The following is a 22,135-nucleotide window of genomic DNA, read 5'->3' as shown; positions in this document are numbered from 1 at the left end:
GTTGGGCCTGTAGTTCCTTCCCCTGTCGCCCCAGTTGCTCCCGTATCTCCTGTTGCACCCGTCGGACCTTGAATTCCTTGTATTCCTTGAGCACCTTGCACTCCTTGTGCACCTGTTGGGCCTTGAATCCCTTGTATTCCTTGCACTCCTTGTGCGCCCATTGGACCTGTTGGACCAATCGCCCCTTGAGCACCTTGCACTCCTTGGGGACCCTCTGGACCCGTTGCTCCTATTTCTCCTTGTATACCTTGAATTCCAGTTGCTCCTTGTACTCCTGTTGCTCCCGTTATCCCTTGCACACCTTGAATTCCCTGAATTCCTTGGGGACCTTGTGAGCCTGTTGCTCCTACCGGTCCTTGAATTCCTTGTATCCCCTGTGGCCCCTCTGGACCCGTTGCTCCAGCTGGCCCCGGTACTCCTTGTATTCCTTGCGGGCCCTGAAGTCCCTCTGGGCCTTCTGGACCTGTTGGTCCTATATCGCCCATTGGACCTTGTATCCCTTGAACTCCTTGTGGTCCTGTTGCTCCTGATGGCCCTGGTACTCCTTGTATTCCTTGTGGACCTTGATCTCCTGTTGCTCCTGTGGCCCCTTGAGGACCTATAGCCCCCTGTATCCCTTGCGGACCTTGATCTCCTGTTGCTCCCGTTATCCCTTGAATACCTTGAACTCCTTGAATTCCTTGTTCACCAGTTACTCCCGTCGGACCAGGAATACCTTGAATCCCCTGCGGTCCTTCTGAACCTGTTGGGCCAATTGGCCCTTGAATTCCTTGAATTCCTTGTATTCCTTGCAAGCCCTGTGCTCCCGTACTTCCAGTCGGACCTGTAGTTCCCGTTGCTCCTGTTACCCCTGTACTTCCTGTAGCCCCAGTACTCCCCGTTGCTCCAGTCGCACCTGTACTTCCACTCGGTCCGCCACCCGGACCTGTCGCACCAGTTGGCCCTGTCGGACCAGGAGGTCCTCCAGATGGTCCAGTTATTCCAGTTGGACCTGTTATTCCAGTCGGGCCTGTTATTCCTTGACCAGTTGCTCCAGTCGCTCCGGTTGCACCTGTATTTCCACTCGGTCCTTGTGTTCCTTGTATCCCTTGTGCTCCTTGTATTCCTTGTGGACCAGTTGCACCCGGTAACCCTTGGACGCCTTGAATTCCTTGAGGTCCCTCAGGTCCCGTCGCTCCAATTGGCCCCTGTAATCCCTGTATCCCCTGTATACCTTGTGCCCCAGTCGCTCCCGTTGGACCAATCGGACCTTGTAACCCTTGCACCCCTTGAGGTCCTGTCGCTCCAGTTTCTCCTTGTGGTCCTCTCAATCCTTGTGGCCCCTGCTGTCCTTCTGGTCCAGTTGCACCTATTGGCCCAACTGATCCTTGTATCCCTTGCACACCTTGAGGTCCTGTCGGGCCCATCTCCCCCATCGAACCTTGTAATCCTCTTGGTCCTTGAGGTCCTGTTGGGCCTTGTGGACCAGTTGGACCAGTAATCCCTATACCTGTAAATCCAGTTGGAACAGGGGGGAAAGTAGGCCCAATAAGTTCGGGTGGAATTCTAAAATTAGAGCTTAACGAATTTTGCTTCCGATTATTATCACGATTCTTCACACTTTCACCACCTACAAACCGTCTTTTTCATAATAAATAAGCCTCTTCTTAATCTATTTACAAAAATAATTTCCAAGACTATTTTTATTTTAAATAATAAAAACTCCCTTAATGCCTTAAGGGAGTCCTGCAATTGAATCCATATTATCTGTATTAGGGACAGCTTGTGCTATACCCGATGCATTTACACTTTGCCCCATATTTGTTCCTGTTACAGTACCAGCAGGAGTGCCTCTTGTATATGTTGTTGTGACAGAATCTCCTGGTTGTAAACAAAGCTTTGTCTCCGTCCCTATTACTGTAACAACATCAATCCAAGTGCATCCCATCGAACCACTATATGATTTCGAAGCAGTAAATGAAGTATCACTCAAATTATCACCGGTAAATATATTTCCAGTATTATTAACAATAACAAATTCTTTTATATGCGCAGGCATAATTACACTCTACCTTTCCTTTATGAACCTAACGTACGTGTACTTGTTGCCAAAGGCGGAAGAAATACCGATGTTCTAATCACCGCTTCTGGCTGCCTTTTTCCATTTAAAAAAATAGCCGCACTCGATCCTCCAGCACCTGCATATACTTTTGCCACAGCTAAAGGCGAGATATCATAACAGTCACCGACATTAACAGCGCCTGTATTATTAATAATTTTCACTTTACGCAAATTAATTCCCATTTCCCCCTCCTCCTTTTTTATACTGTATGCAAAAGAAAAAAACTTGAAACAGACTCGTTTCAAGTTTTTAACTATTAACTATTTCGTTTCACCTTCATATTGAAGCATACCGCCAACCATGTTCACTGTTTTAAACCCTTGCTCATTTAAATAATGACATACATTTTCACTGCGCATTCCCGAACGACAAATAAAGATATATTCATTCTCTTTATTAAAGAAATCTACTTTATGTGGGATATCGCCCATTTTAATATGTACAGCTTCTGGAATCTTTCCTGCCGCTACTTCTTCATCTTCTCTTACGTCTACTAGAAATAACGTTTCTCCATTTTCTAAACGCTCTTGTACCTCTTCTGTAGTAATTGTATTAACTTCTGTCATATGTAGTTCCTCCTTATATACAATAAAACCTTTAGTTTCTTTTTCACAAACATTCTCTACCAATTTTAGCACGCAAAAGAAAGAACGCAAAGAATCGAAAAACTATTTCTCAATTTTCTCTAAAAATTTATTCTTTACAAACATAACTAGCACATTGTATCCTCAATATACTTGTTTTATGAAAGGAGTCGATTAAAATGACGCTTTTTCTTTTCATTATGGGCATTGTGTTCTTACTCGCTGCAATTATTGCTCTTAGTATGAAAAATAATAGAAAAATAAACTCCCCACAAGAAATGTCATTCTTATTTCTATTGCTTAGCATAGCGTTTTTCGGTATAGCAATCGCTACATATATTTTCCGTCTACAAATTATGTAAAAAAAGGTGCCTACTACAAACATTGCACCTTTTCCCCATCATTTGTCTTTTACACAAAACTAGATACTTTCCGATTTAAAAATTCATAAACTTTTTTTTCAAATAAATGAATATCAAATGCTCCTGCCATATGCCCATTTATACTTTCAATCTCATACACTTCCGCATATTTTCCTTGTTTTTGCAAAATATCTACCATTCTATAATTATAACGAGACGGCTGAAGCAAATCTTGTTTACACGGAATCATAAGTACATTCGCTTCTATGTTAGAAAGAGATTCTTCTAGTGAAGAAAACCCATGTGCAATATCATGCAATAAAACTGCCTTCGCAGTATACATCCATGAATTTGCATCTACTAACTCTATACTTCTATATGTCGCTGTATTTATCTCTTTTTCAAATGATGTTAATGTAGAAAACTTTTCATAAGGTTCTATCTCGATACTATTACGAGGAAATGCCATTTCATAAAAATGCTCATCAAACGCATTCATAAACATCATTCTACTCGCTAAATGAAGCCCCTTTATAGGCTGCTCTTCTCCATATTTTCCATCTTTCCAACTTGGATCCAGTTGAATTGCCTCAATCGCATTTTGCGCTACGTTTACTGACGTAATAATTGGATTTTGTGGGTTCGTAATAACGCCAATCATCCGCTCTACCATATGTGGATAGTGAACCGCCCATTGTTGTGCAATCATTCCCCCCGCCGACGGTCCGATTACAGCGTGTAACCTTGAAATTCCCATACCTTTTATTAACTCATATTGCATACGAGCTACATCAAGAAATGTAAAAACCGGAAAATCCATAGCATATTCTTCTCCAGTTTCTAGATTAATCGATTTCGGTCCTGTTGTAATCACATATGGATTCCTCGCCTGCACATTACAAAGGTTATCCGTACATATAACAAAATACTTATTTGTATCAATTGCTTTCCCAGGTCCAATGAGCCCATCCCACCAACCAGACTCCTCATCATGCACTGTATATTTTCCTGCCGCATGACTTGTTGCACTAAAATAATGACAAACCAAAATCACATTTGACCTTTCTCTATTCAACGTACCATATGTCTCGTATCCCATTTGAACAGGAATTTCTCTGCCATTTTCAAACATAAACTCTTTTAAAACGAACTTCTCCTTTTTTACAATTTGCACAGACTCTCCCTCTCCCTGTTATAGTATGAACTGCTTACTAAAGATTTTTTTCTATGTAAACTAATCTCCTTCTTCTTTTCATAAATAAATGAATAATATACAAAATTAGCCACAAAATAGCACTATATTACAAGATTAAAGAGGGCGTACATATGATTTGGAATTGGTTACGTAAGAAAAAAAAATCAAATACACCAGAAGCAAACGAAACAGATAACTGGGAGCAGCATTCTAACAATCAAGAGGATGATAACGAAGAACAGACTAGAAGTATGAAACATAATAAGGGTAAAAATAACGAGCAAAAAGATTCTTCTCAGGATACGCAACAAAGTGCTAAACAGGAGGACTCGTCTCAAGATAAACAACAAAGCGCTAAACAAGAGGATTCCTCTCAAGGTAAGCAACAAAACGATAAACAAGAGGATTCTTCTCAGGATAAGCAACAAAGTGCTAAACAAGAGGATTCCTCTCAGGATAAGCAGCAAAACTCTAAACAAGAGGATTCTTCTCAGGATAAGCAACAAAACTCTAAACAAGAGGAAACTTCTCAGGATAAGCAACAAAACTCTAAACAAGAGGATTCCTCTCAGGATAAGCAACAAAGCGCTAAGCAAGAGGATTCCTCTCAGGATAAGCAACAAAGCGCTAAGCAAGGTGATTCTTCTCAGGATAAAAAACAAAATACTAAGCAAGATGAACCTTCTCAAAATAAGCAACAAAGCTCTGGAGGTAATAGTATTTATGACTTTACAAAACCAGAAAAAGACCGTATTCATTCTCTACAAGATTTAATAGAGAAACTTAAAAAGTCTAGTGATTTTATTAATTACCATACATCTGACGATGAAACGATGCCTTATTGGATTTCTTACTATCGCCCTTCACTTGATGGAGAGAAATTACAGAAATATTTAATGCCTACTCTTTTAGAGAAACCTTGTGCTTCTCTAGAAGAACTAAAAGAACATATTCCGATGAGCGGCATTACAATTACGAACGACTTACAAAAAATTGAGGATATGGTTTTAAAGGGGCATGCGATTATTCAATTGAATCAGCAAGATCAAAAATGTATGCTTGCAAACATTGCAATTGATAATTATCGTGCACCAACCCCTCCTTTAAACGAATCAACTGTTATTGGTCCGCAAGAAGGTTTTGTAGAGGATATTGATACAAACATTAATTTAGTTCGAAAACGTCTTCCTGTTTTGGATTTACAAACAAAAGAAATGATTATCGGCGAGTTTTCCAAAACAAAAGTTGTCATGATGTATTTAGACAACCTCGCTGAAAAAGATAATGTAGATTTTCTAGAAGAATCATTACGCGCTCTTGAGTATGATCAAATTAATGATAGTGCTTATATACAAGAATTGATGGGTGAAAAATCAATCTTCCCTCTCTATATCAATACAGAACGCACTGATAGAGTTACAAAAGCACTAATTGATGGAAAAATCGCTATTTTCGTTGATGGTTCTCCAAGTGTTTTACTAACACCTGTATCCTATTTCGATTTTTTCATTTCACCAGAAGACTATAACGTCTCCTGGATGTACGCTACATTTTCAAGGATTTTAAGATTAATTGCCGTTCTATTTTCAATTTGCGCTACACCGTTATACGTTGCAGTTTTAAATTATCATTATGAACTTATTCCAAGTGATTTACTTGAAACTTTGATTTTATCAAGGGCACAAGTACCATTCCCACCTTTAATTGAAGCGCTCTTTTTAGAACTTGCAATTGATTTATTAAGAGAAGCCGGCGCAAGGTTACCAATGAAAGTTGGTCAAACGCTCGGTATTGTAGGCGGTATCGTAATCGGGCAAGCATCTGTACAAGCTGGTTTAACGAGCAATATTTTATTAATTATCGTTGCCTTATCAGCACTTGCTTCCTTTATTACACCTATTTATAAAATGGGTAACGCTGTTCGATTACTACGCTTTCCTTTTCTTATGTTTGCAGAAATAGGCGGATTGTTCGGGATTTCTCTTGGATTTATCTTCTTATTTACTCATCTATTCAGGCTTACTTCTTTACGCAAGCCGTACGCTTTGTTTTATCCAACAAGACAACAATCTGTTAAAGATTCTTGGATTCGTTTTCCTTTAACAATGATTGATACAAGAGATGTACAAGCAAGGCCACAACATGTAAAAAAAGCAGCGAAAGGAATTTCAACAAAACATAGATCAGACTTTGATGATTAAGAAATGAGGTGCATTCGATGAGTAAAGTTCAAGAAAAATATCAAATATCTCCTGTCTTTGTTTTCTTCTTAATTCACGGTGCACAGTTCGGTGCTGGAGTTCTCGGATTCGCTCGAATTATCGCAAAAGCCGCTGGATACGACGGCTGGATGGGAGTTATAATCACAGGAATTTTTATCCATATTATTATATGGATGATGTATGTCTTATTAAAAGAAACAAATGGGAATTTAGTTGATTTACATCGGCAAACATTTGGAAAATGGCTAGGAAATGGCATTAGCATCATCTTTATGGCTTATTTTTTAATCGTTAGTATTTCAGTCATCCGAACATATGTTGAAATTATTCAAGTATGGATGTTTCCTACCGCTTCCACCTTTATGTTAACACTCTTTTTATGCTTAGTTAGCTATTACATTATCTCTTCTGGATTTCGTGTCATTACCGGTATTTGCGTCATCTCTGTTGGTGGTACATTAGGATATTTATTTCTAAGTTTATTCGTTTTGAAATATTCACATTGGGATAATTTACTACCTATATTCACACATTCTTTTTCAGACATTTTAAAATCCGCTCAACTGTCAATCTACAGTATGACCGGTTTTGAGATTTACCTCATGGTGTATCCATTTGTGAAAAAGCCTATGCAATCTCATAAATACGCTCAGCTTGGAGCACTATTTTCAAATCTTCTATATCTATTTAGTACCCTTTTAGCCTTTGCATTTTTTAGTGAGAAGCAATTGTTAAAAACAATATGGGCACAACTTTCTATGACCCAAGTCATTCAATTACCATTTATAGAAAGACTCGAATATATTGCAATTTCAGGCTATGCACTCGTTATTATTTCAAGTTTTATCCTCCCTTTATGGGCGTCAATGAGAGGAACTCATGAAATATTCCGTGTAAAACAAAGGGGTGTTTTAATTGCTTTTATCTTTATCACTCTCATTGTTTCGCAACTTTTAACAAACAGACACGATATTAATAACTTTATTAGTAATGTATCAAAAGTTAGTTTTTGGCTCATTTATATATACATCCCAATCCTATTTATTATTGTGTGGGTGAAAAGAAAATGGAAAAAATCAAAAGCACAAGTAAATTAATACTTATTTCTTGTATAACATTCTTCAGTCTAACTGGATGTTTACAAAAAAATATTATCGATGATGTACAACTTATTCAAGGAAGCGTTTTTGATGTCGCAAAAGATAATAAAGTAAAAGTGACATTCGTTTGTCCCATTCAGAAAAAAGGAAATAAAGTTCAAGTTTTTGAAGGCAGTGCAAATGCGGTAAAACAAGTAAAAGCAGACACATCTTTAGAGTCTTCTCAACCATTTGCTAGCGGACAAATGCGTGTCGCTCTATATACAATAAGACTTGCCAAAACAGGAATGTCTACTTCATTCGATACATTACTTCGAGATGTGAATATAGGGAACGCTTTATATGCTGCTTTATTAGATGGGAATGGTACTGAACTTTTAAAAGGCAAATATTCGACTTCATACAACGTTGCAATTTATATAAAAAAATTGCTAGAACATAACATGGAGACCGGACCTTTACCAGCGGATAATCTACATATAGGAGCATTTCGCTATTATCAAGAAGGAAAAGACTACTATATTCCCATTCTAAAGAAGCATGGTGATAAAATAAAAATTACCGGAATTGGCCTTTTTAAAAAGGATAAATATATCGGTAAAATTGCGGAAAAAGATATGTTCATATTTAAAGGACTATTAGAGAAACATAAATTAGATTCACATGAATTTAAAACAGATTCTGCGTACGTAATGATTAATAATATTCGTTCTGTTCCAACTTACGATATAAAAATTAAAAACGGAAAGCCTTCTTTTTTCATTAACGTTCGTCTTGATGCACGTATTCAAGAACTATCAAAACAAATTAACTTAGAAAATAACAAGAACACAAAAAACATTGAAAAAGATGTCCAAAAACAATTAGATAAACAAGCTGCTAAGTTAATTAAGCAACTTAAATCTTTAGGCGTCGATCCTCTCGGGCTAGGTGCAAAGTATAAGCAACATTATCGCCCATTCAAATTAGAAGAATGGAGACAAATGTATAAAGATGTTCCGGTTCATATAAAATACACCGTAAATATTACAAATTCTGGTGTCATTGAATGAGAAATGATTGAACTCCTCTCTCCAGCATGATACAACGGAGAGAGGAGTTTTTTTATTATCAAATAGAGAGAGAAGATATTTATGGGGGAGCTTATGTCTAAAAAATTAGTAAAGCCTATTTTAAATGGTATTTTATTTCTCGGCGTCTTTTTATTTGCTCATACATACTTAAAAAATGTTTCCTTCACACGTTACTTGCTTGTCGTTATACCAATGTTACTGGTCGGTATTTTTGGCATCGATCTTATTTCATCCCTTTTAATAAAAAAAGAAGAATAACGAGCGAACATCTTATTTCGATAAGATGTTCTTTTCATTTCATAATCACCTTATGTTACAATAAACTTCGGCATAACGTAAGAAAGGATGAAACAACATGACAAACGAAAAAGGTTTAGATAAAGGATACGAACTTGTTGCGAAAATGCATGAAGTATTCGGACATCCTGTAACAAATACTCCAACAAAATTAACAGAAGAGCGCGCAAAAATCCGTGCAAGTTTTATGCAGGAAGAACTAGAAGAATTTCTAGAGGCAACGACTGTTGAAGATCAATACGATGCACTGATTGACCTTATTTACTTTGCATTCGGCACGTTTGCAGAAATGGGCGTACGTCCTGATAAAGGATTTGAAATTGTAAATAACGCAAACATGGCAAAGCTATTCCCTGATGGAAAACCTCGCTTCCGCGAAGGCGACGGCAAAATTTTAAAACCAGAAGGCTGGCAAGCACCAGAGCCACAACTTCGTGCTGAAATCGAACGTCAGCGCCAAGAAGCTAAAAAAAACTGCTAGGATTTCCTAGCAGTTTTTTATTATGTCTTTTTTTCTGTAGCTCATTAATGACCCACGTGCCCCGCGTGTCCTGCTGCTCCACTAATACTAGCTGCTCCTGCCGCTGCCCCTGCTCCAATTCCACCTGTCCAAGGAGAAGATTGTTGCTGTTGTTGATATTGTTGGTGCTGTTGGTGCTGTTGACCGTGGTGGCCTTGATGCTGGCCATGGTGCCCATGATGACCGTGGTGGCCTTGGTGATGGTGTCCATGATGTTGGCCTTGGTGGTGCTGTCCATGGTGACCGTGTTGGCCTTGATGAGTTTGATAAAGAACAGCTTGCGGATGAATGTGGTGGTGGCCTTGGTGATGTACTTGTTGCCCCTGATGACCATGTTGACCTTGATGATGGTGATGACCTTGGTGGCCGTGTTGACCTTGATGGTGGTGATGACCTTGGTGGCCGTGTTGACCTTGATGGTGGTGATGACCATGATGGCCGTGTTGACCTTGATGATGGTGATGACCATGATGGCCGTGTTGACCTTGATGATGGTGATGACCATGATGGCCGTGTTGACCTTGATGATGGTGATGATGACCATGGTAACCGTGAACTACTTGCGGATATCCACCTACTCCTCCTGCTACAACACCTACTCCTGGTACAGGAAATCCTGTCTGTACTCCTCCAACGAAAGATGGAAATGCACTTGGTACGCCTACTGGTACTCCTCCTGCTGCTCCGCCGACAAATGTTGGGATTCCAGTTTGCACTCCGGCTACCGATGATGGAAATCCTCCTGTTAATGTTGGAATTCCAGTTTGTACACCCGCTACTGATGTGGAAAACCCTCCAGGTGTTCCGCCCATCCAACTCGGAATCCCACCGTATCCTTGTTGCCCTCCTCCCATTAACATCATTTGTTCATAACTATCCGAACCACCTCCGAAAAAGCCATGTGGTGCATTATTGTCCATCCCTTTCATTCCTTTCACCTCTTCTACTCAATTTAGCCTACCTTTTTTATCATATTTCCTGTAGAAAAATAGGTGTTTGTCTGTATTGGAATTCCGCTCTTTTATTTGTATGTAGTGGAATAATTGAAAACTTAGACTAAGGTGATTCAGAGATTATTTTCTACACAAAAAAGCTCAGAGTATACATACTCTGAGCTTTTATTTAGAATACATTAGTTTGCAACAACGTTAACAAGTTTTCCAGGAACAACAATTACTTTACGAACTGTTTTCCCTTCAATTTGGTCTTGAATTGCTTCAAGTGCAAGTTGTTCCATTTCTTCTTTTGATGCGTCTTTACTCATTGTTAGTTTTGCGCGAACTTTACCCATAACTTGAACAACGATTTCAACTTCATCTTCTACAAGTTTAGACTCATCAAATGTTGGCCAGCTTGCATATGTGATTGTTTCATTGTATCCAAGTTTGCTCCATAGCTCTTCCCCGATATGAGGTGCAACTGGTGCAATCATTTTTACGAAACCTTCTACATATTCTCTCGGAAGTGTTTCAGCTTTGTATGCATCGTTGATGAATACCATCATTTGAGAAATCGCTGTGTTGAAGCGAAGCTCTGCATAGTCTTCTGTTACTTTCTTCACTGTTTGGTGGTAAGCTTTTTCAAGCTCTTTATTTGGTGCGTCAGTAATTTTCTCACTTAATTGACCGTTATCTTGAACGAATAGACGCCATACGCGATCTAGGAAACGACGAGCTCCGTCAAGACCATTTTCAGACCAAGCGATTGAAGCATCTAATGGTCCCATGAACATTTCGTATAGACGAAGTGTATCTGCACCGTGACTTGCTACGATATCATCAGGATTTACAACGTTACCTTTTGATTTACTCATTTTCTCGTTATTTTCACCTAGAATCATACCTTGGTTGAATAATTGTTGGAACGGTTCTTTCGTTGGAACTACACCGATATCGTATAATACTTTATGCCAGAAACGAGCATATAGTAAGTGAAGTACAGCATGTTCTGCACCACCGATATAAATATCAACTGGAAGCCATTGTTTTACTTTTTCAGGATCTACAAGTGCTTCGCTATTGTTTGGATCGATGTAACGTAGGTAGTACCAGCAGCTACCAGCCCATTGCGGCATTGTGTTCGTTTCACGACGACCTTTTTTACCAGTCTCAGGATCAACAACATTTACCCACTCGTCAATGTTAGCAAGTGGTGATTCACCTGTACCTGAAGGACGGATGTTTTCTGTTTTCGGAAGAACTAATGGTAATTCCTCTTCTTTCACAGCTGTCATTGTACCATCTTCCCAGTGAATTACTGGAATTGGTTCACCCCAGTAACGTTGACGGCTGAATAACCAGTCACGTAGACGGTACGTTACTTTTTGATTTCCTGCGCTCGTTGCTTCAAGCCATTCAATCATTTTTGCGATTGCTTCTTCTTTATTTAATCCATCAAGGAATGCTGAGTTTACGTGTGCACCATCACCTGTGTACACTTCTTTCGTAATATCTCCGCCTTTTACAACTTCCTTCATTGGAAGATTAAATACTGATGCGAATTCATAGTCACGCTCATCGTGAGCTGGAACTGCCATTACAGCACCTGTTCCGTAAGTTGCAAGAACATAGTCAGCGATCCAGATTGGTAATTTCTCACCGTTTACTGGGTTAACTGCGTAAGCACCAGTGAATACACCAGTTTTCTCTTTCGCAAGTTCTGTACGCTCTAGGTCACTCTTCATTTTTACAGCGTTAATGTAAGCTTCTACCGCTTCTTTTTGTTCTGCTGTTGTAATTTCTGCAACAAGTGCATGTTCCGGAGCAAGTACACAATATGTTGCACCAAATAGTGTATCAGGGCGCGTTGTGAACACCGTGAACTTCTCGTCTGTACCGTCGATGTTGAAGTGTACTTCTGCACCTTCAGAACGACCGATCCAGTTACGTTGCATATCTTTTAAGCTTTCAGGCCAATCAAGCTCATCTAGATCTTCTAATAGACGATCTCCGTAAGCTGTAATTTTTAACATCCACTGTCTCATCGGACGACGCTCAACTGGATGTCCACCACGCTCACTCTTACCGTCAATGATTTCTTCGTTTGCAAGTACTGTACCAAGTGCTGGGCACCAGTTTACAGGTACTTCATCAACGTAAGCTAAACCTTTTTCAAATAATTTCAGGAAGATCCATTGTGTCCACTTATAGTAGTTTGGATCTGTTGTATTTACTTCACGGTCCCAATCGTAAGAAAAACCTAATGATTTAATTTGATTACGGAATGTATTAATATTATGCTCTGTAAATTCTGCTGGGCTGTTTCCAGTATCAAGTGCATATTGCTCTGCTGGAAGACCAAATGCATCCCATCCCATTGGATGAAGAACGTTATACCCTTGCATACGCTTCATACGAGATAAAATATCTGTCGCTGTATAACCTTCTGGATGTCCTACGTGTAAGCCTGCACCTGATGGATATGGGAACATATCTAGTGCATAAAATTTTGGTTTTTCTGTCTCATCTGGCGTACGGAATGTTTTATTCTCTTCCCAGTACCCTTGCCACTTCTTCTCAATTTCTTGATGATTAAAGCTCATGAGATACCCTCCTTGAAATTCTGTTTATTTTCACCGCCCAAAATACAAAAAACCTCTCATCCCTAGAAAGGGACGAGAGGTTATAGATTCCCGCGGTACCACCCTAAATTAATGTAAAAATATACATTCGCTTAGATCCGTAACGTGGATTAACGGCAATTGCTACTATTAGTTTCACAACTGCAACTCAAAGGCGAGTTCATAACGAAACGTGGATTGACTTGCACCGACCGTCAACTCTCTAAACCAGCTTCTATTACTACTACTCCTTCTCACTGTTATTACACATATAAGTTAAGTGAACTATCCTTCACCTAGTATCTCTTAAGAGCTTACTTAAAGCGAGGACTTCTCGGTTAATCGTTACTCTTAATAACTAACGAATTCATCTTAAGACAGCCGAGCTATCTCCCTTGTTCTAAAGGTTGTTTTATTTAAATATATTCTAAAACATGTGAACATGTTCCGTCAAACTAAACTGCAATTTTTTCTTCAACTGTTTCTTCTACTTTTACTCGTTTATCATAAATACTCGTTGCTATAAGCGCTACTACAAGCATTACCATGATTGCTATAAACAATACTTCCATATTGTATAAATCCACAATTGCTCCGCCAACGACCGGCCCGAACATTTTCCCTACAGTCGCCGCACTATTTACGACCCCTTGATAAAACCCTAATTTATCTTTTGGTGCAAGTATATTTGCAATCGTTGGAACCGCAGGCCATACAAATAACTCACCAATTGTTAATGTTACCATCGCGACGAGGAACATCGTAAATTGCTGCGCTTGACTTAACACAATGAATGACACCGCAAAAATGAAGATTCCAATCATAATTTGCTGTTTTAAGGAACGCTTCATCCAACGAATTAGCATACTAACAAGTGGCTGCGCACAAACAATCATCGCTCCGTTTATCGTCCATAATAAACTATAGTGACGAAGGCTAATATTCAATTCTTGCATATGTGTTGCAATCGCTCCTTGCCACTGTACGTATGTAACCCAGCATAAAGCATATGCTACACACACGATAAGAAGTGCTTTAAATCCAGGTGTAAGTGACCACCCTTTTTTCGTTTCGACTTCTTTTTGCACTCCTGGCTCTTTCTTGTCTTCCATACCACGGAATCCGATAAAAGCAATTAAGAAGAAAACAAAGTATAAAATAAAGTTCGCTAAGAAAATATAATCAAAACGATATGAAGCAACTAAACCACCGCACGCTGTTCCAATCGCAATACCAACGTTTTGTCCAACATACATCGCATTAAACGCTCGTCTTCCGCCCTCTGGCCAAACCGTACCAACCATCGCGTACATCGATGGGAAGACCATCCCAGAACCGAAGCCGATTAACGCTAGCCACACAACATATAACGGCCAACCGTGGAAGAACACAAGACCTAAAATCGATACAAGTGTAATGACAATCCCTACTAAAATTGATTTATAACCGCCCCATTTATCAAATAAAACACCGCCGAGCAAGTTTCCGATTACACCAGTAAGCGAGTTGATCATTAATACCATTCCGGCCACAGATAAAGATTTGCCTAGGTGATCATGCAAATAAATTGTATTAAAAGGCCATAAAAAAGAAGCACCCGTGACATTAATAATCATCCCAGCTACTAATAGCCATACTTTCCTTGGCATAGTTTCCCCTCCTATTCTATTTTTTTCGTTCATATATATAACAGTAAAATTGTAGTCGTTTTTAAATAGGAAGGCAACTGATTAATAGTTGATGAAATTCAGATAATGGTTCGACGGTAAATGAAATTATATTTATCCCTGCTTGAAAATATATCAGCGATTTTGGAAATATATCGATCGCAACTCAAAATATATCAGCGATTTTTCAATTATATCAACTTACCGACAAAAAACGACAACAGTAACAATATATAAAAGGGTAGACTGCATGAAATTTTCATGCAGTCTACCCTTATTTATACTATCCAACTTCTTTTTCTCGCTTCGCACTTTCTTTAGCGCTCCATTTAAATATTTTATCTAATAAGGAATATATTCTCCCAGATTCTTTCGTTAACAAAGGTCCTAACGATGCTAATATTAAAACATACAAAGCTGAGAATGGTTTAATCGTTGCCATTAAGCCGCCCGCAATTCCAATATTCGCGACGATAATGGAAAATTCTCCGCGTGATACAAGTGTTAAACCGATATTCGTAGAAGCCTTATGCGATAACCCAGCTTTACGCCCCGCTACCATTCCAGCAGTAAAATTACCGATAAGAGTAATGAAAACTGCTCCTAATGCCAACCACACTGCTCCCCCAAGCGAAAATGGGTCTATACTTAAACCGAAGCTGAAAAAGAATATAGCTCCAAAGAAATCACGAAATGGAACAACGAGCTGTTCAATTCGATCACTATGCTCTGTTTCAGAAAAGACGAGCCCCAATAATAATGCTCCAATTGCCTCCGCGACATGAATCGTTTCTGAAAATCCTGCTACAAAGAATAAAATAGCGAATATTACGATAATGAAAATTTCATTGGACGAAATATCTAACATTTTATTTAAGAATCGTGTAGCTTTTCTAGCAACTACAAAGAATAGTAGCATATACCCTACTGCGATTAAAATAGATGTAAGAGCACCTACAAATGATGTTGCCCCTCCGAGTACTAATCCTGAAACGACTGATAAATATACTGCTAAAAAGATATCATCAAACATAATGATTCCTAAAATTAGCTCCGTCTCTTTATTACCAGATCTTCTTAAATCAACAATTACTTTCGCAACAATTGCACTCGATGAAATTGTTATGATCCCAGCAATAATTAATGTTTCTAATAAGGGGAAACCCATTATATATCCGTAAAGTAAACCTAATATAAAATTAAGCGATATATGAACAGTTCCCCCAAAAGCAATTGATTTTCCTGATTTAATTAATTTTTTAATTGAGAATTCTAAGCCTAAATAGAATAAGAGGAATATAACGCCAACACGGCCGAGGAAGGAAATAACTTCTCCGCTTTCAATAAATCTTAAATCGATAAGCCCTAAATCTGGCGCATGTGGCCCCACTAGCATACCGAGTATAATGAGAAACGGAATAATCGAGAACTTTAACTTTGCAGCGAGAATAGCTGCAAAAGCGACTAATACTAACGCAGTCCCAACTTCAAAGATTAAAGTATCCATCGATTATGAATCCCCTCCTACTGAAAGCAACTCATTAATAATTCTTTTTACTTCATGTCTTTCGCCTGATAATACAAGCATATCGCCAGCTTCAATGATAGAATCTGGACCTGGATTAAAGAACTTCTTCATATTCTTTTTCAAAATGGCAATGATCGTTACATTATATGTGTTTCGGACATGTAAACTACCAATTGTTTTTTGTACGACTGGTGCATTATTTTCCACCTTAAACCACTCAATTGATAATCCTTCAAAGGCCATTTCAATCGTATCTAAAGCTTGTGGCCTATATACCATTCCGCCCAATATAGCTGCAATTTGTCTCGCTTCAGAATCACGAAGAGAGACGCTTGAAATACTCTCCTCATGATCAGCATCAAAATGGTACATTTCTCTTCGGCCATCATCATGAATAACGATAACCATCTTTTCATTACCTTTTGTAATCACTTCAAACTTACATCCAATACCCGGCAGTTCACTCTCTCTAATATTCATATTTTCCGCCTCCTAATTTTTTTAGTTACGGCTTTTATAAATCGACATCAATCTCCGTTTTAAAGGTCTCATCCTTTGAGATGCCTAAATACTTTAGCGTCTCTGATGGAGTCGCGTGATGGAAATGTTTTTGCAATAACGCAATCGCTATCCCTCTTTTGTACGCATGAAATCCAAACGTTTTTCGCATTGAATTTGTTCCGATCTTACCAACAACTCCAACTGCTTCTGCAGCATTATGAATTACACGATACGCTTGTTGGCGCGTAATTGAATTTGGCGTTTTATTAGATTGAAATACGTAATTTTCTCTTTTAACGCCAATAGATTGTACGTAATCTAAAAGCGCTTCTTTTACTTTTGTATTTAAATAAATATCTTGTTTAAATTTTTCATCTTTCACAGGAAGAGTATAAAACTCTTTAACAGTCCCGTCTTCATTTAATACATCTTCAAATTTCATACTAAGTAGTTCTGTAATTTTTAATCCTGTGTTAATTCCAATAACAAATAAAAGATAATCTCGCTGGGAGTGCTCTTTTAAATATTTTTTCATAGCCTCAATTTGGCTTATATCTTTTAATGCCTCTACAACTTCCATACATGTATTCTCCTCATCTTATGAACGGTAATTTTCTCATCATGTTGTCCATTTTACCTTATCATGCTATGAGATTTCCATGTATTATCCATTATTTTCACAATATACTTTTGTGATTCAAGCAATTTTCAATTTGGAAATTTACGATTGTACAAATACGTTGTGGTTTGAAAAGAAATAGGGGATAAAAGTTCAGCTTCTTTCTATAGATTGGATTCCTCCTTTCCTTATCCAGCTGCTTCTACTTTTATGTTACGTTACTTATTTACATTATATTATATATTTCAGTAACATTAAAGTGTTTTTTCTGAAAATAATAAAAACCGAGCAATTTCGCTCGGTTTTTTATTAATCTTCTTTCGGAAGAACAATTCCTTTATACAATTGAACGGTAATGAAGTAATAAATTGCATAAATAATTACGAAGATAACAATCGGTACCCAAATACGGAAGTACGGATCAAGTAAAATAAATCCGAAAATATTCATACCAACTAATACGTGAGCAATACCTACAATTGCTGGGAATAAGAATACTAAGAATAACTCTTTATAAATTGATTTTGTTAATAATTCACGGCGTACCCCGATTTTACGAAGCATTTGATAACGCGTAATATCTTTTGAGGCACCAGAAAGAATTTTGAACATTAAACAACTTGCCATCATTGCTAAGAAAGCAATTCCAAGGAAGAAGCCCATAAATACTGTTCCGCTAGCAACACCATAGAACATGTCGTAAGATTGATATTTACTGTTCATTCTTTCAGCTGTTACATTTTTATATTTATCTAATTGCAACTCGTCAAGTTTTTTCCATTCTTTTGTATATGTTAAGAAATCATCTGCTTTTCCGATAAATGCTATACCTTCTTTACCACTTATCCCATCGTACATTTTTTGATCTACAATTTTAATTGCATGATCTTCGTATATATAATATGGATGAATTGTGCTAAAAGCATCGACCCATTCTTCTGGAAGTTCTTTAGCGTTCGCATCTTTTTCATTCATTTCTCTAGAAACTGCGCCTACTGGTAATTCCTGTGAAGCCTTCTTCGTATTTACTAAATCCTTCATCGACTTCATATTTTCCATATCTTTTACTAAAGGACGATTTTTCTCTAAATCTTCTTTTACATAGTAAACGTATTTATCATCTACTTTGTAACGATATTCGCTTTTCTCTTTAAATGTAATACCGTCTAAAATTTTCTTTTCTTCAGCTGTCGGATTATGAACTACTGAATCATAGATTACTAAACCATCAACCATTTTTATAACGTTATTTTTAAACGCCATACCACCTGAAATTGCACCAGCTCCAAGAGCAACTAACATCGCTACTGTTGCAAGTACTTTCGTTAAGCTATTAATACGGAAATTTAATTGTGCAAATGTAAAAGCATTAAGTCCTTTTTCACTACGCTTTTTATTACTTTTTAACTTTTTAATAATAACTGGAAGAAGTGATCCAAATAGCATGTAAGTACCAGCTGTTGTTGTAATTAATGCAATAAGGATTCCCATCTCTCTTAATTTTTCCATATAAATCATTGATGCATAGCCAATTCCTAATAAAATAACCGCTAGGAATGCAACTAAACCTGTCATTTTTCCTTTTACTGCAACACGTTCTGTTTGTGCATCTGCATGTACAAGTTGCAATACAGAAATACGTGATAACTTAATACTGTTCATAATTGCTGATAGTACAAATAATGCAAAGAAGAAAATACAAGTAACAGTCATTGATGGCAGGTAAAATGCTTTATAGCCTTCACCAGCAAATTCTAATTGTTTCATTAATAATTGACCGATACCTTCTGCAAGTCCTACACCAACTGTAATACCGATCGCAAGAGACGCGGCGCCTAATACAATTGTCTCAATAAACATAAGTAATGTAACTTTATGCTTTTTTGCTCCTAACATCATATACATACCAAACTCTTTTTGACGAAGAGATAGTAAGAAAGAGTTCGCATATAAAATATAGAAGAACGTTATGATTGCTAATAAAAATGAACCTGCTTGGAATACAAATCCGATTGATTTAATCACTGAATTAGATTCAAGAAATGATTCATTTAGTGCTAACGTTTGAAACATATAAAAAATTGAAATCGACATGACAAGACCGACAAGTAAGACGATGTAATCTTTTAGCTTACTCTTTAGCCCTGACATGGAAAGTTTGAATAACATGCTCTAGAACCCCCTTTCTTACGCTTTTTGTGTGCCTAAGTCCGCAAGCACATCTAAAATTTCTTTATAAAACTCTTCACGTGTACCGCCGCGGTGAATTTCTTTATATAGTTCACCATCTTGAATGAATAAAATACGCTGACAGTAACTTGCACTGTACGGATCATGTGTAACCATCATAATAGATACGCCTTGATCTTTATTTAAGTTTGTCATCGCATCAAGTAAACTCGTTGCATTTTTAGAATCAAGCGCTCCTGTTGGCTCGTCCCCTAAAATAATTGCAGGCTCATGTACTAAAGCACGCGCTGCTGCTGAACGTTGTTTCTGTCCACCAGATACTTCAGATGGATACTTTTGAAGAATTTCTGTAATCCCTAACATATCTGCTACTTTTTCTACTTTCGGTCCAATATTACGTGACGCGACACCTTGAAGAGATAATGGAAGTGCGATGTTTTCATAAATAGATAAGTTCTCTAATAAGTTAAAGTCTTGGAAGATGAATCCTAATTTTTGTGAACGGAAATCAGAAAGCTCGCCTTGCTTCATTTTCGTAATATCCGTACCCGCAATTTCAACAACGCCGCCCGTTGCTTTATCAAGCGTTGAAATTACATTTAATAATGTCGTTTTACCAGAACCAGATGGTCCCATAATCCCTACAAACTCACCCTCTTGAATTGAGAATGAAACACCTTTTAATGCATGTGATTGGTTCTCACCTTTTTTACCGTACACTTTTTGAACATTTTTCACGTCTACAACTGGTTTCGTCATATATATCCTCCTACGCTTGTTTTTCCATTACCTATTTTGCGCTTTTTAAAGGAGAACTGCTATTTGTTAACATTACATTTACCTTACACTTTTGTAATATAAAAAAGATAAGTGTGTAAGGTTCGTTGATAAATGAAATTTTATTAGCGATTTCCAATATATATCGGCGATTCGCGAACGAATATCAACTTTCCGAAAAAGATGAAAATAAAAATGGGCTGTTCCACAAAAGGAATAGCCCATTTCTCTCTCTATTTCTTTAAAGGTGTTACCGTCCAATACGTAACAACTCGCCAAATCCATTCTAATGGACCCATTTTAAAGATTTTCATCCAAATTACGCTACATACAATTTGAATTGCATAAATTGCAATACACACATATAAAGTCTGCATGTACGTTAAGTTTTCTGCAAAGTTAAATACACTTCCTGCGATTAAAATCATTGCAGTTTGTCCAATATAATTCGTTAAAGCCATGCGGCCATAATATTTCAGTGGTGCTAACAATGTTTGAACTGGTTTTAATTGAAGTAGTAAAATTAATGCTCCAACATAGAAAGCTGAAATAATTGGTCCAACTGTAACGCCAATTTTTAAAAACTGACTTGCGGCATCCATTGTCCCATCCTCATTCATAAGTATCATGTTCACAAATGGATTAGCAGGAACGTACCCATATTGATACCATACAGCTATGACACTTAAAACAAACATAATACCTGTAAAAATAGCGACTTTCTTTATATTTTGCGCAAGGTTTTCAAATACACGATATTGTCCTGCAGCAAGCCCTAATAAAATTAAGCCAAGTGGTAATAGTTCTTTAACTCCCATTACACTGAAGGCAATTGTCAAAATAAGTCCTAGTACTAGGTTCACTTCTTTTTTCGCTTTATAAAACGGTAAAACGATTAACCCGCAAATTGCGTATAACGCTAGTGCTTCTCCAGACTGAAACATTTGATGAATTAAACCAAAAATAAATAATGCTACTGAGCGACGTAAAAATAAAACATAGCCATTGTTCCCTTTCGCAATCGCTCTTGAAATAAAGATATAAAATCCTACTCCAAATAAGAATGAGAAGATTGAGAAGAAACGACCTTCTACAAATAAGTATAGAAACCTTTGATAGCTCGCATCCACTGTATTAGGATCTGGGATTTTAATATGAAGTAGTGCAAGAATATTTACTAAAATAATCCCCAGTAATGCAAAGCCACGAATGTAATCTAACTCATCAATTCGCTTGTTTGTAATATTGTTCCCCATAAAGCAACTCCTTGTATAAAACTTAATCCTCCCTTACTCTACTGGAAAAGGACAATTACAACTATCGGCAAACCTTACAGGAATCTTACATTATTTTCATATAGCAAAATAAAACCAGGTCATATTTCGACCTGGTTTACTCTGATTGTTTTGATTTTTGAGGTTGTCCTTTTTTACTATTACGCTGTTTTACTTGAACAATGGGATCAAGTTCATTCGAAAACTCAGCGTTATGTCCATTTTGTGTTTTTTGCTCTGGATTATTTTGATCTGAACGTTTCGCCATTACATTCACTCCTTCTTAGTGCGGTGTAATAATCATTTGATGTTGCAGTTGGCGAATTGCCATGCGTGCTCTATTTAATTGCTCACGTTGCTCATCATTCGCATGTTGTTGCATCGTTTGTAAATCGTTATACGCTTGTTCTAATTTTAACTGCGCATCTGAATACTCCATCGTATTGTAATGCTCTTGTCTCATGCCTTGGTCTAATTGTTCTTTCGCATATTCCACAGCTTGTTCCGCTTGTGTAATATACGATTCAAGTGATTGACGCTCTGCCATAATTGTCCCTCCTTGCTTC

21 protein-coding genes, 1 pseudogene and 1 other annotated feature are annotated in these 22,135 nt (G+C 37.6%); of the genes and pseudogenes, 6 read left to right on the top strand and 16 right to left on the bottom strand.

Annotated elements, in window-relative coordinates; genetic code table 11:
- From H6481_RS15650 to H6481_RS15635, 4 genes and pseudogenes are all read right to left on the bottom strand, one after another.
- Nucleotides 1-1,598, bottom strand: a pseudogene (locus H6481_RS15650) (BclA-related collagen-like exosporium protein); the annotation flags it as partial.
- Between the two features lie 116 nt (nucleotides 1,599-1,714).
- Nucleotides 1,715-2,038, bottom strand: a complete 324-nt coding sequence (locus H6481_RS15645; RefSeq protein WP_001110852.1) for a hypothetical protein — start codon at nucleotides 2,036-2,038, stop codon at nucleotides 1,715-1,717.
- 20 nt (nucleotides 2,039-2,058) lie between these two features.
- Nucleotides 2,059-2,283 (bottom strand): spore germination protein, encoded by a 225-nt coding sequence (locus H6481_RS15640; protein WP_000512463.1) that lies wholly within the window; start codon nucleotides 2,281-2,283, stop codon nucleotides 2,059-2,061.
- 78 nt (nucleotides 2,284-2,361) lie between these two features.
- Nucleotides 2,362-2,667, bottom strand: coding sequence for a rhodanese-like domain-containing protein (locus H6481_RS15635; RefSeq protein ID WP_000141254.1), 306 nt, complete (start codon nucleotides 2,665-2,667; stop codon nucleotides 2,362-2,364).
- A 197-nt stretch (nucleotides 2,668-2,864) separates the two neighbouring features.
- Between H6481_RS15635 and H6481_RS15630 the strand changes: the two genes are divergently transcribed.
- Complete coding sequence (locus H6481_RS15630) at nucleotides 2,865-3,047, top strand: hypothetical protein (RefSeq protein ID WP_000171889.1); 183 nt, start codon at nucleotides 2,865-2,867, stop codon at nucleotides 3,045-3,047.
- A gap of 49 nt (nucleotides 3,048-3,096) precedes the next feature.
- On the opposite strand, the gene H6481_RS15625 is transcribed toward H6481_RS15630, so the two are convergent.
- Complete coding sequence (locus H6481_RS15625; RefSeq protein WP_182812252.1) at nucleotides 3,097-4,221, bottom strand: homoserine O-acetyltransferase; 1,125 nt, start codon at nucleotides 4,219-4,221, stop codon at nucleotides 3,097-3,099.
- A gap of 152 nt (nucleotides 4,222-4,373) precedes the next feature.
- Between H6481_RS15625 and H6481_RS15620 the strand changes: the two genes are divergently transcribed.
- The 5 genes from H6481_RS15620 (at nucleotide 4,374) to H6481_RS15600 (ending at nucleotide 9,415) form a co-directional block, all read left to right on the top strand.
- A complete protein-coding gene (locus tag H6481_RS15620) occupies nucleotides 4,374-6,443 on the top strand; it encodes a spore germination protein (protein ID WP_182812249.1) in 2,070 nt (689 codons plus the stop codon).
- Between the two features lie 17 nt (nucleotides 6,444-6,460).
- Nucleotides 6,461-7,561, top strand: a complete 1,101-nt coding sequence (locus tag H6481_RS15615; protein ID WP_182812246.1) for a spore germination protein — start codon at nucleotides 6,461-6,463, stop codon at nucleotides 7,559-7,561.
- A complete protein-coding gene (gene gerHC, locus H6481_RS15610) occupies nucleotides 7,531-8,616 on the top strand; it encodes a spore germination protein GerHC (protein ID WP_000411392.1) in 1,086 nt (361 codons plus the stop codon). Before H6481_RS15615 ends, gerHC begins: the two co-directional genes overlap by 31 nt.
- 93 nt (nucleotides 8,617-8,709) lie before the next feature.
- Complete coding sequence (locus H6481_RS15605) at nucleotides 8,710-8,895, top strand: hypothetical protein (protein ID WP_000038781.1); 186 nt, start codon at nucleotides 8,710-8,712, stop codon at nucleotides 8,893-8,895.
- A gap of 97 nt (nucleotides 8,896-8,992) precedes the next feature.
- A complete protein-coding gene (locus tag H6481_RS15600; protein ID WP_134197991.1) occupies nucleotides 8,993-9,415 on the top strand; it encodes an HAD family hydrolase in 423 nt (140 codons plus the stop codon).
- A 44-nt stretch (nucleotides 9,416-9,459) separates the two neighbouring features.
- On the opposite strand, the gene H6481_RS15595 is transcribed toward H6481_RS15600, so the two are convergent.
- The 11 genes from H6481_RS15595 to H6481_RS15545 all read right to left on the bottom strand — a co-directional run bounded on the left by H6481_RS15595 (nucleotide 9,460) and on the right by H6481_RS15545 (nucleotide 22,116).
- On the bottom strand, nucleotides 9,460-10,383 hold the full coding sequence (locus H6481_RS15595) for a hypothetical protein (RefSeq protein ID WP_182812243.1): 924 nt from the start codon (nucleotides 10,381-10,383) through the stop codon (nucleotides 9,460-9,462).
- Between the two features lie 203 nt (nucleotides 10,384-10,586).
- A complete protein-coding gene (gene leuS, locus H6481_RS15590) occupies nucleotides 10,587-12,995 on the bottom strand; it encodes a leucine--tRNA ligase (RefSeq protein ID WP_098818420.1) in 2,409 nt (802 codons plus the stop codon).
- A 65-nt stretch (nucleotides 12,996-13,060) separates the two neighbouring features.
- Nucleotides 13,061-13,280, bottom strand: a binding site (T-box leader).
- Between the two features lie 188 nt (nucleotides 13,281-13,468).
- Nucleotides 13,469-14,662 carry an MFS transporter gene (locus H6481_RS15585; RefSeq protein ID WP_182812241.1) on the bottom strand — a complete coding sequence of 398 codons (1,194 nt, stop codon included), beginning with the start codon at nucleotides 14,660-14,662 and terminating at the stop codon, nucleotides 13,469-13,471.
- Between the two features lie 301 nt (nucleotides 14,663-14,963).
- Nucleotides 14,964-16,187 (bottom strand): cation:proton antiporter, encoded by a 1,224-nt coding sequence (locus tag H6481_RS15580; RefSeq protein WP_000380176.1) that lies wholly within the window; start codon nucleotides 16,185-16,187, stop codon nucleotides 14,964-14,966.
- 3 nt (nucleotides 16,188-16,190) lie between these two features.
- Nucleotides 16,191-16,688 carry a cation:proton antiporter regulatory subunit gene (locus tag H6481_RS15575; RefSeq protein WP_001026053.1) on the bottom strand — a complete coding sequence of 166 codons (498 nt, stop codon included), beginning with the start codon at nucleotides 16,686-16,688 and terminating at the stop codon, nucleotides 16,191-16,193.
- Nucleotides 16,689-16,722: 34 nt separating this feature from the next.
- The gene (locus H6481_RS15570; RefSeq protein WP_000454210.1) at nucleotides 16,723-17,289 is read right to left on the bottom strand and encodes a tyrosine-type recombinase/integrase; all 567 of its coding nucleotides are present in this window, start codon (nucleotides 17,287-17,289) and stop codon (nucleotides 16,723-16,725) included.
- A gap of 348 nt (nucleotides 17,290-17,637) precedes the next feature.
- On the bottom strand, nucleotides 17,638-19,497 hold the full coding sequence (locus H6481_RS15565) for an ABC transporter permease (RefSeq protein WP_053563518.1): 1,860 nt from the start codon (nucleotides 19,495-19,497) through the stop codon (nucleotides 17,638-17,640).
- A gap of 18 nt (nucleotides 19,498-19,515) precedes the next feature.
- A complete protein-coding gene (locus H6481_RS15560; protein WP_000165837.1) occupies nucleotides 19,516-20,277 on the bottom strand; it encodes an ABC transporter ATP-binding protein in 762 nt (253 codons plus the stop codon).
- Between the two features lie 251 nt (nucleotides 20,278-20,528).
- Nucleotides 20,529-21,551: a DUF418 domain-containing protein gene (locus H6481_RS15555; protein ID WP_182812237.1), complete on the bottom strand. Its 1,023-nt coding sequence runs from the start codon at nucleotides 21,549-21,551 to the stop codon at nucleotides 20,529-20,531.
- A gap of 136 nt (nucleotides 21,552-21,687) precedes the next feature.
- Nucleotides 21,688-21,837: a hypothetical protein gene (locus H6481_RS15550; protein WP_001129340.1), complete on the bottom strand. Its 150-nt coding sequence runs from the start codon at nucleotides 21,835-21,837 to the stop codon at nucleotides 21,688-21,690.
- Nucleotides 21,838-21,852: 15 nt separating this feature from the next.
- Entirely contained in the window at nucleotides 21,853-22,116 is a 264-nt protein-coding gene (locus H6481_RS15545; RefSeq protein WP_000840868.1) for a YtzC family protein, read from the bottom strand.
- Between the last annotated feature and the right edge of the window lie 19 nt (nucleotides 22,117-22,135).

It is taken from the genome of Bacillus sp. ME78 (genome assembly GCF_903970865.1).
Lineage (GTDB): Bacteria > Bacillota > Bacilli > Bacillales > Bacillaceae_G > Bacillus_A > Bacillus_A cereus.
Note: the sequence above shows the minus strand (reverse complement) of the source record. Positions and strands in the feature narration are given on the sequence as shown.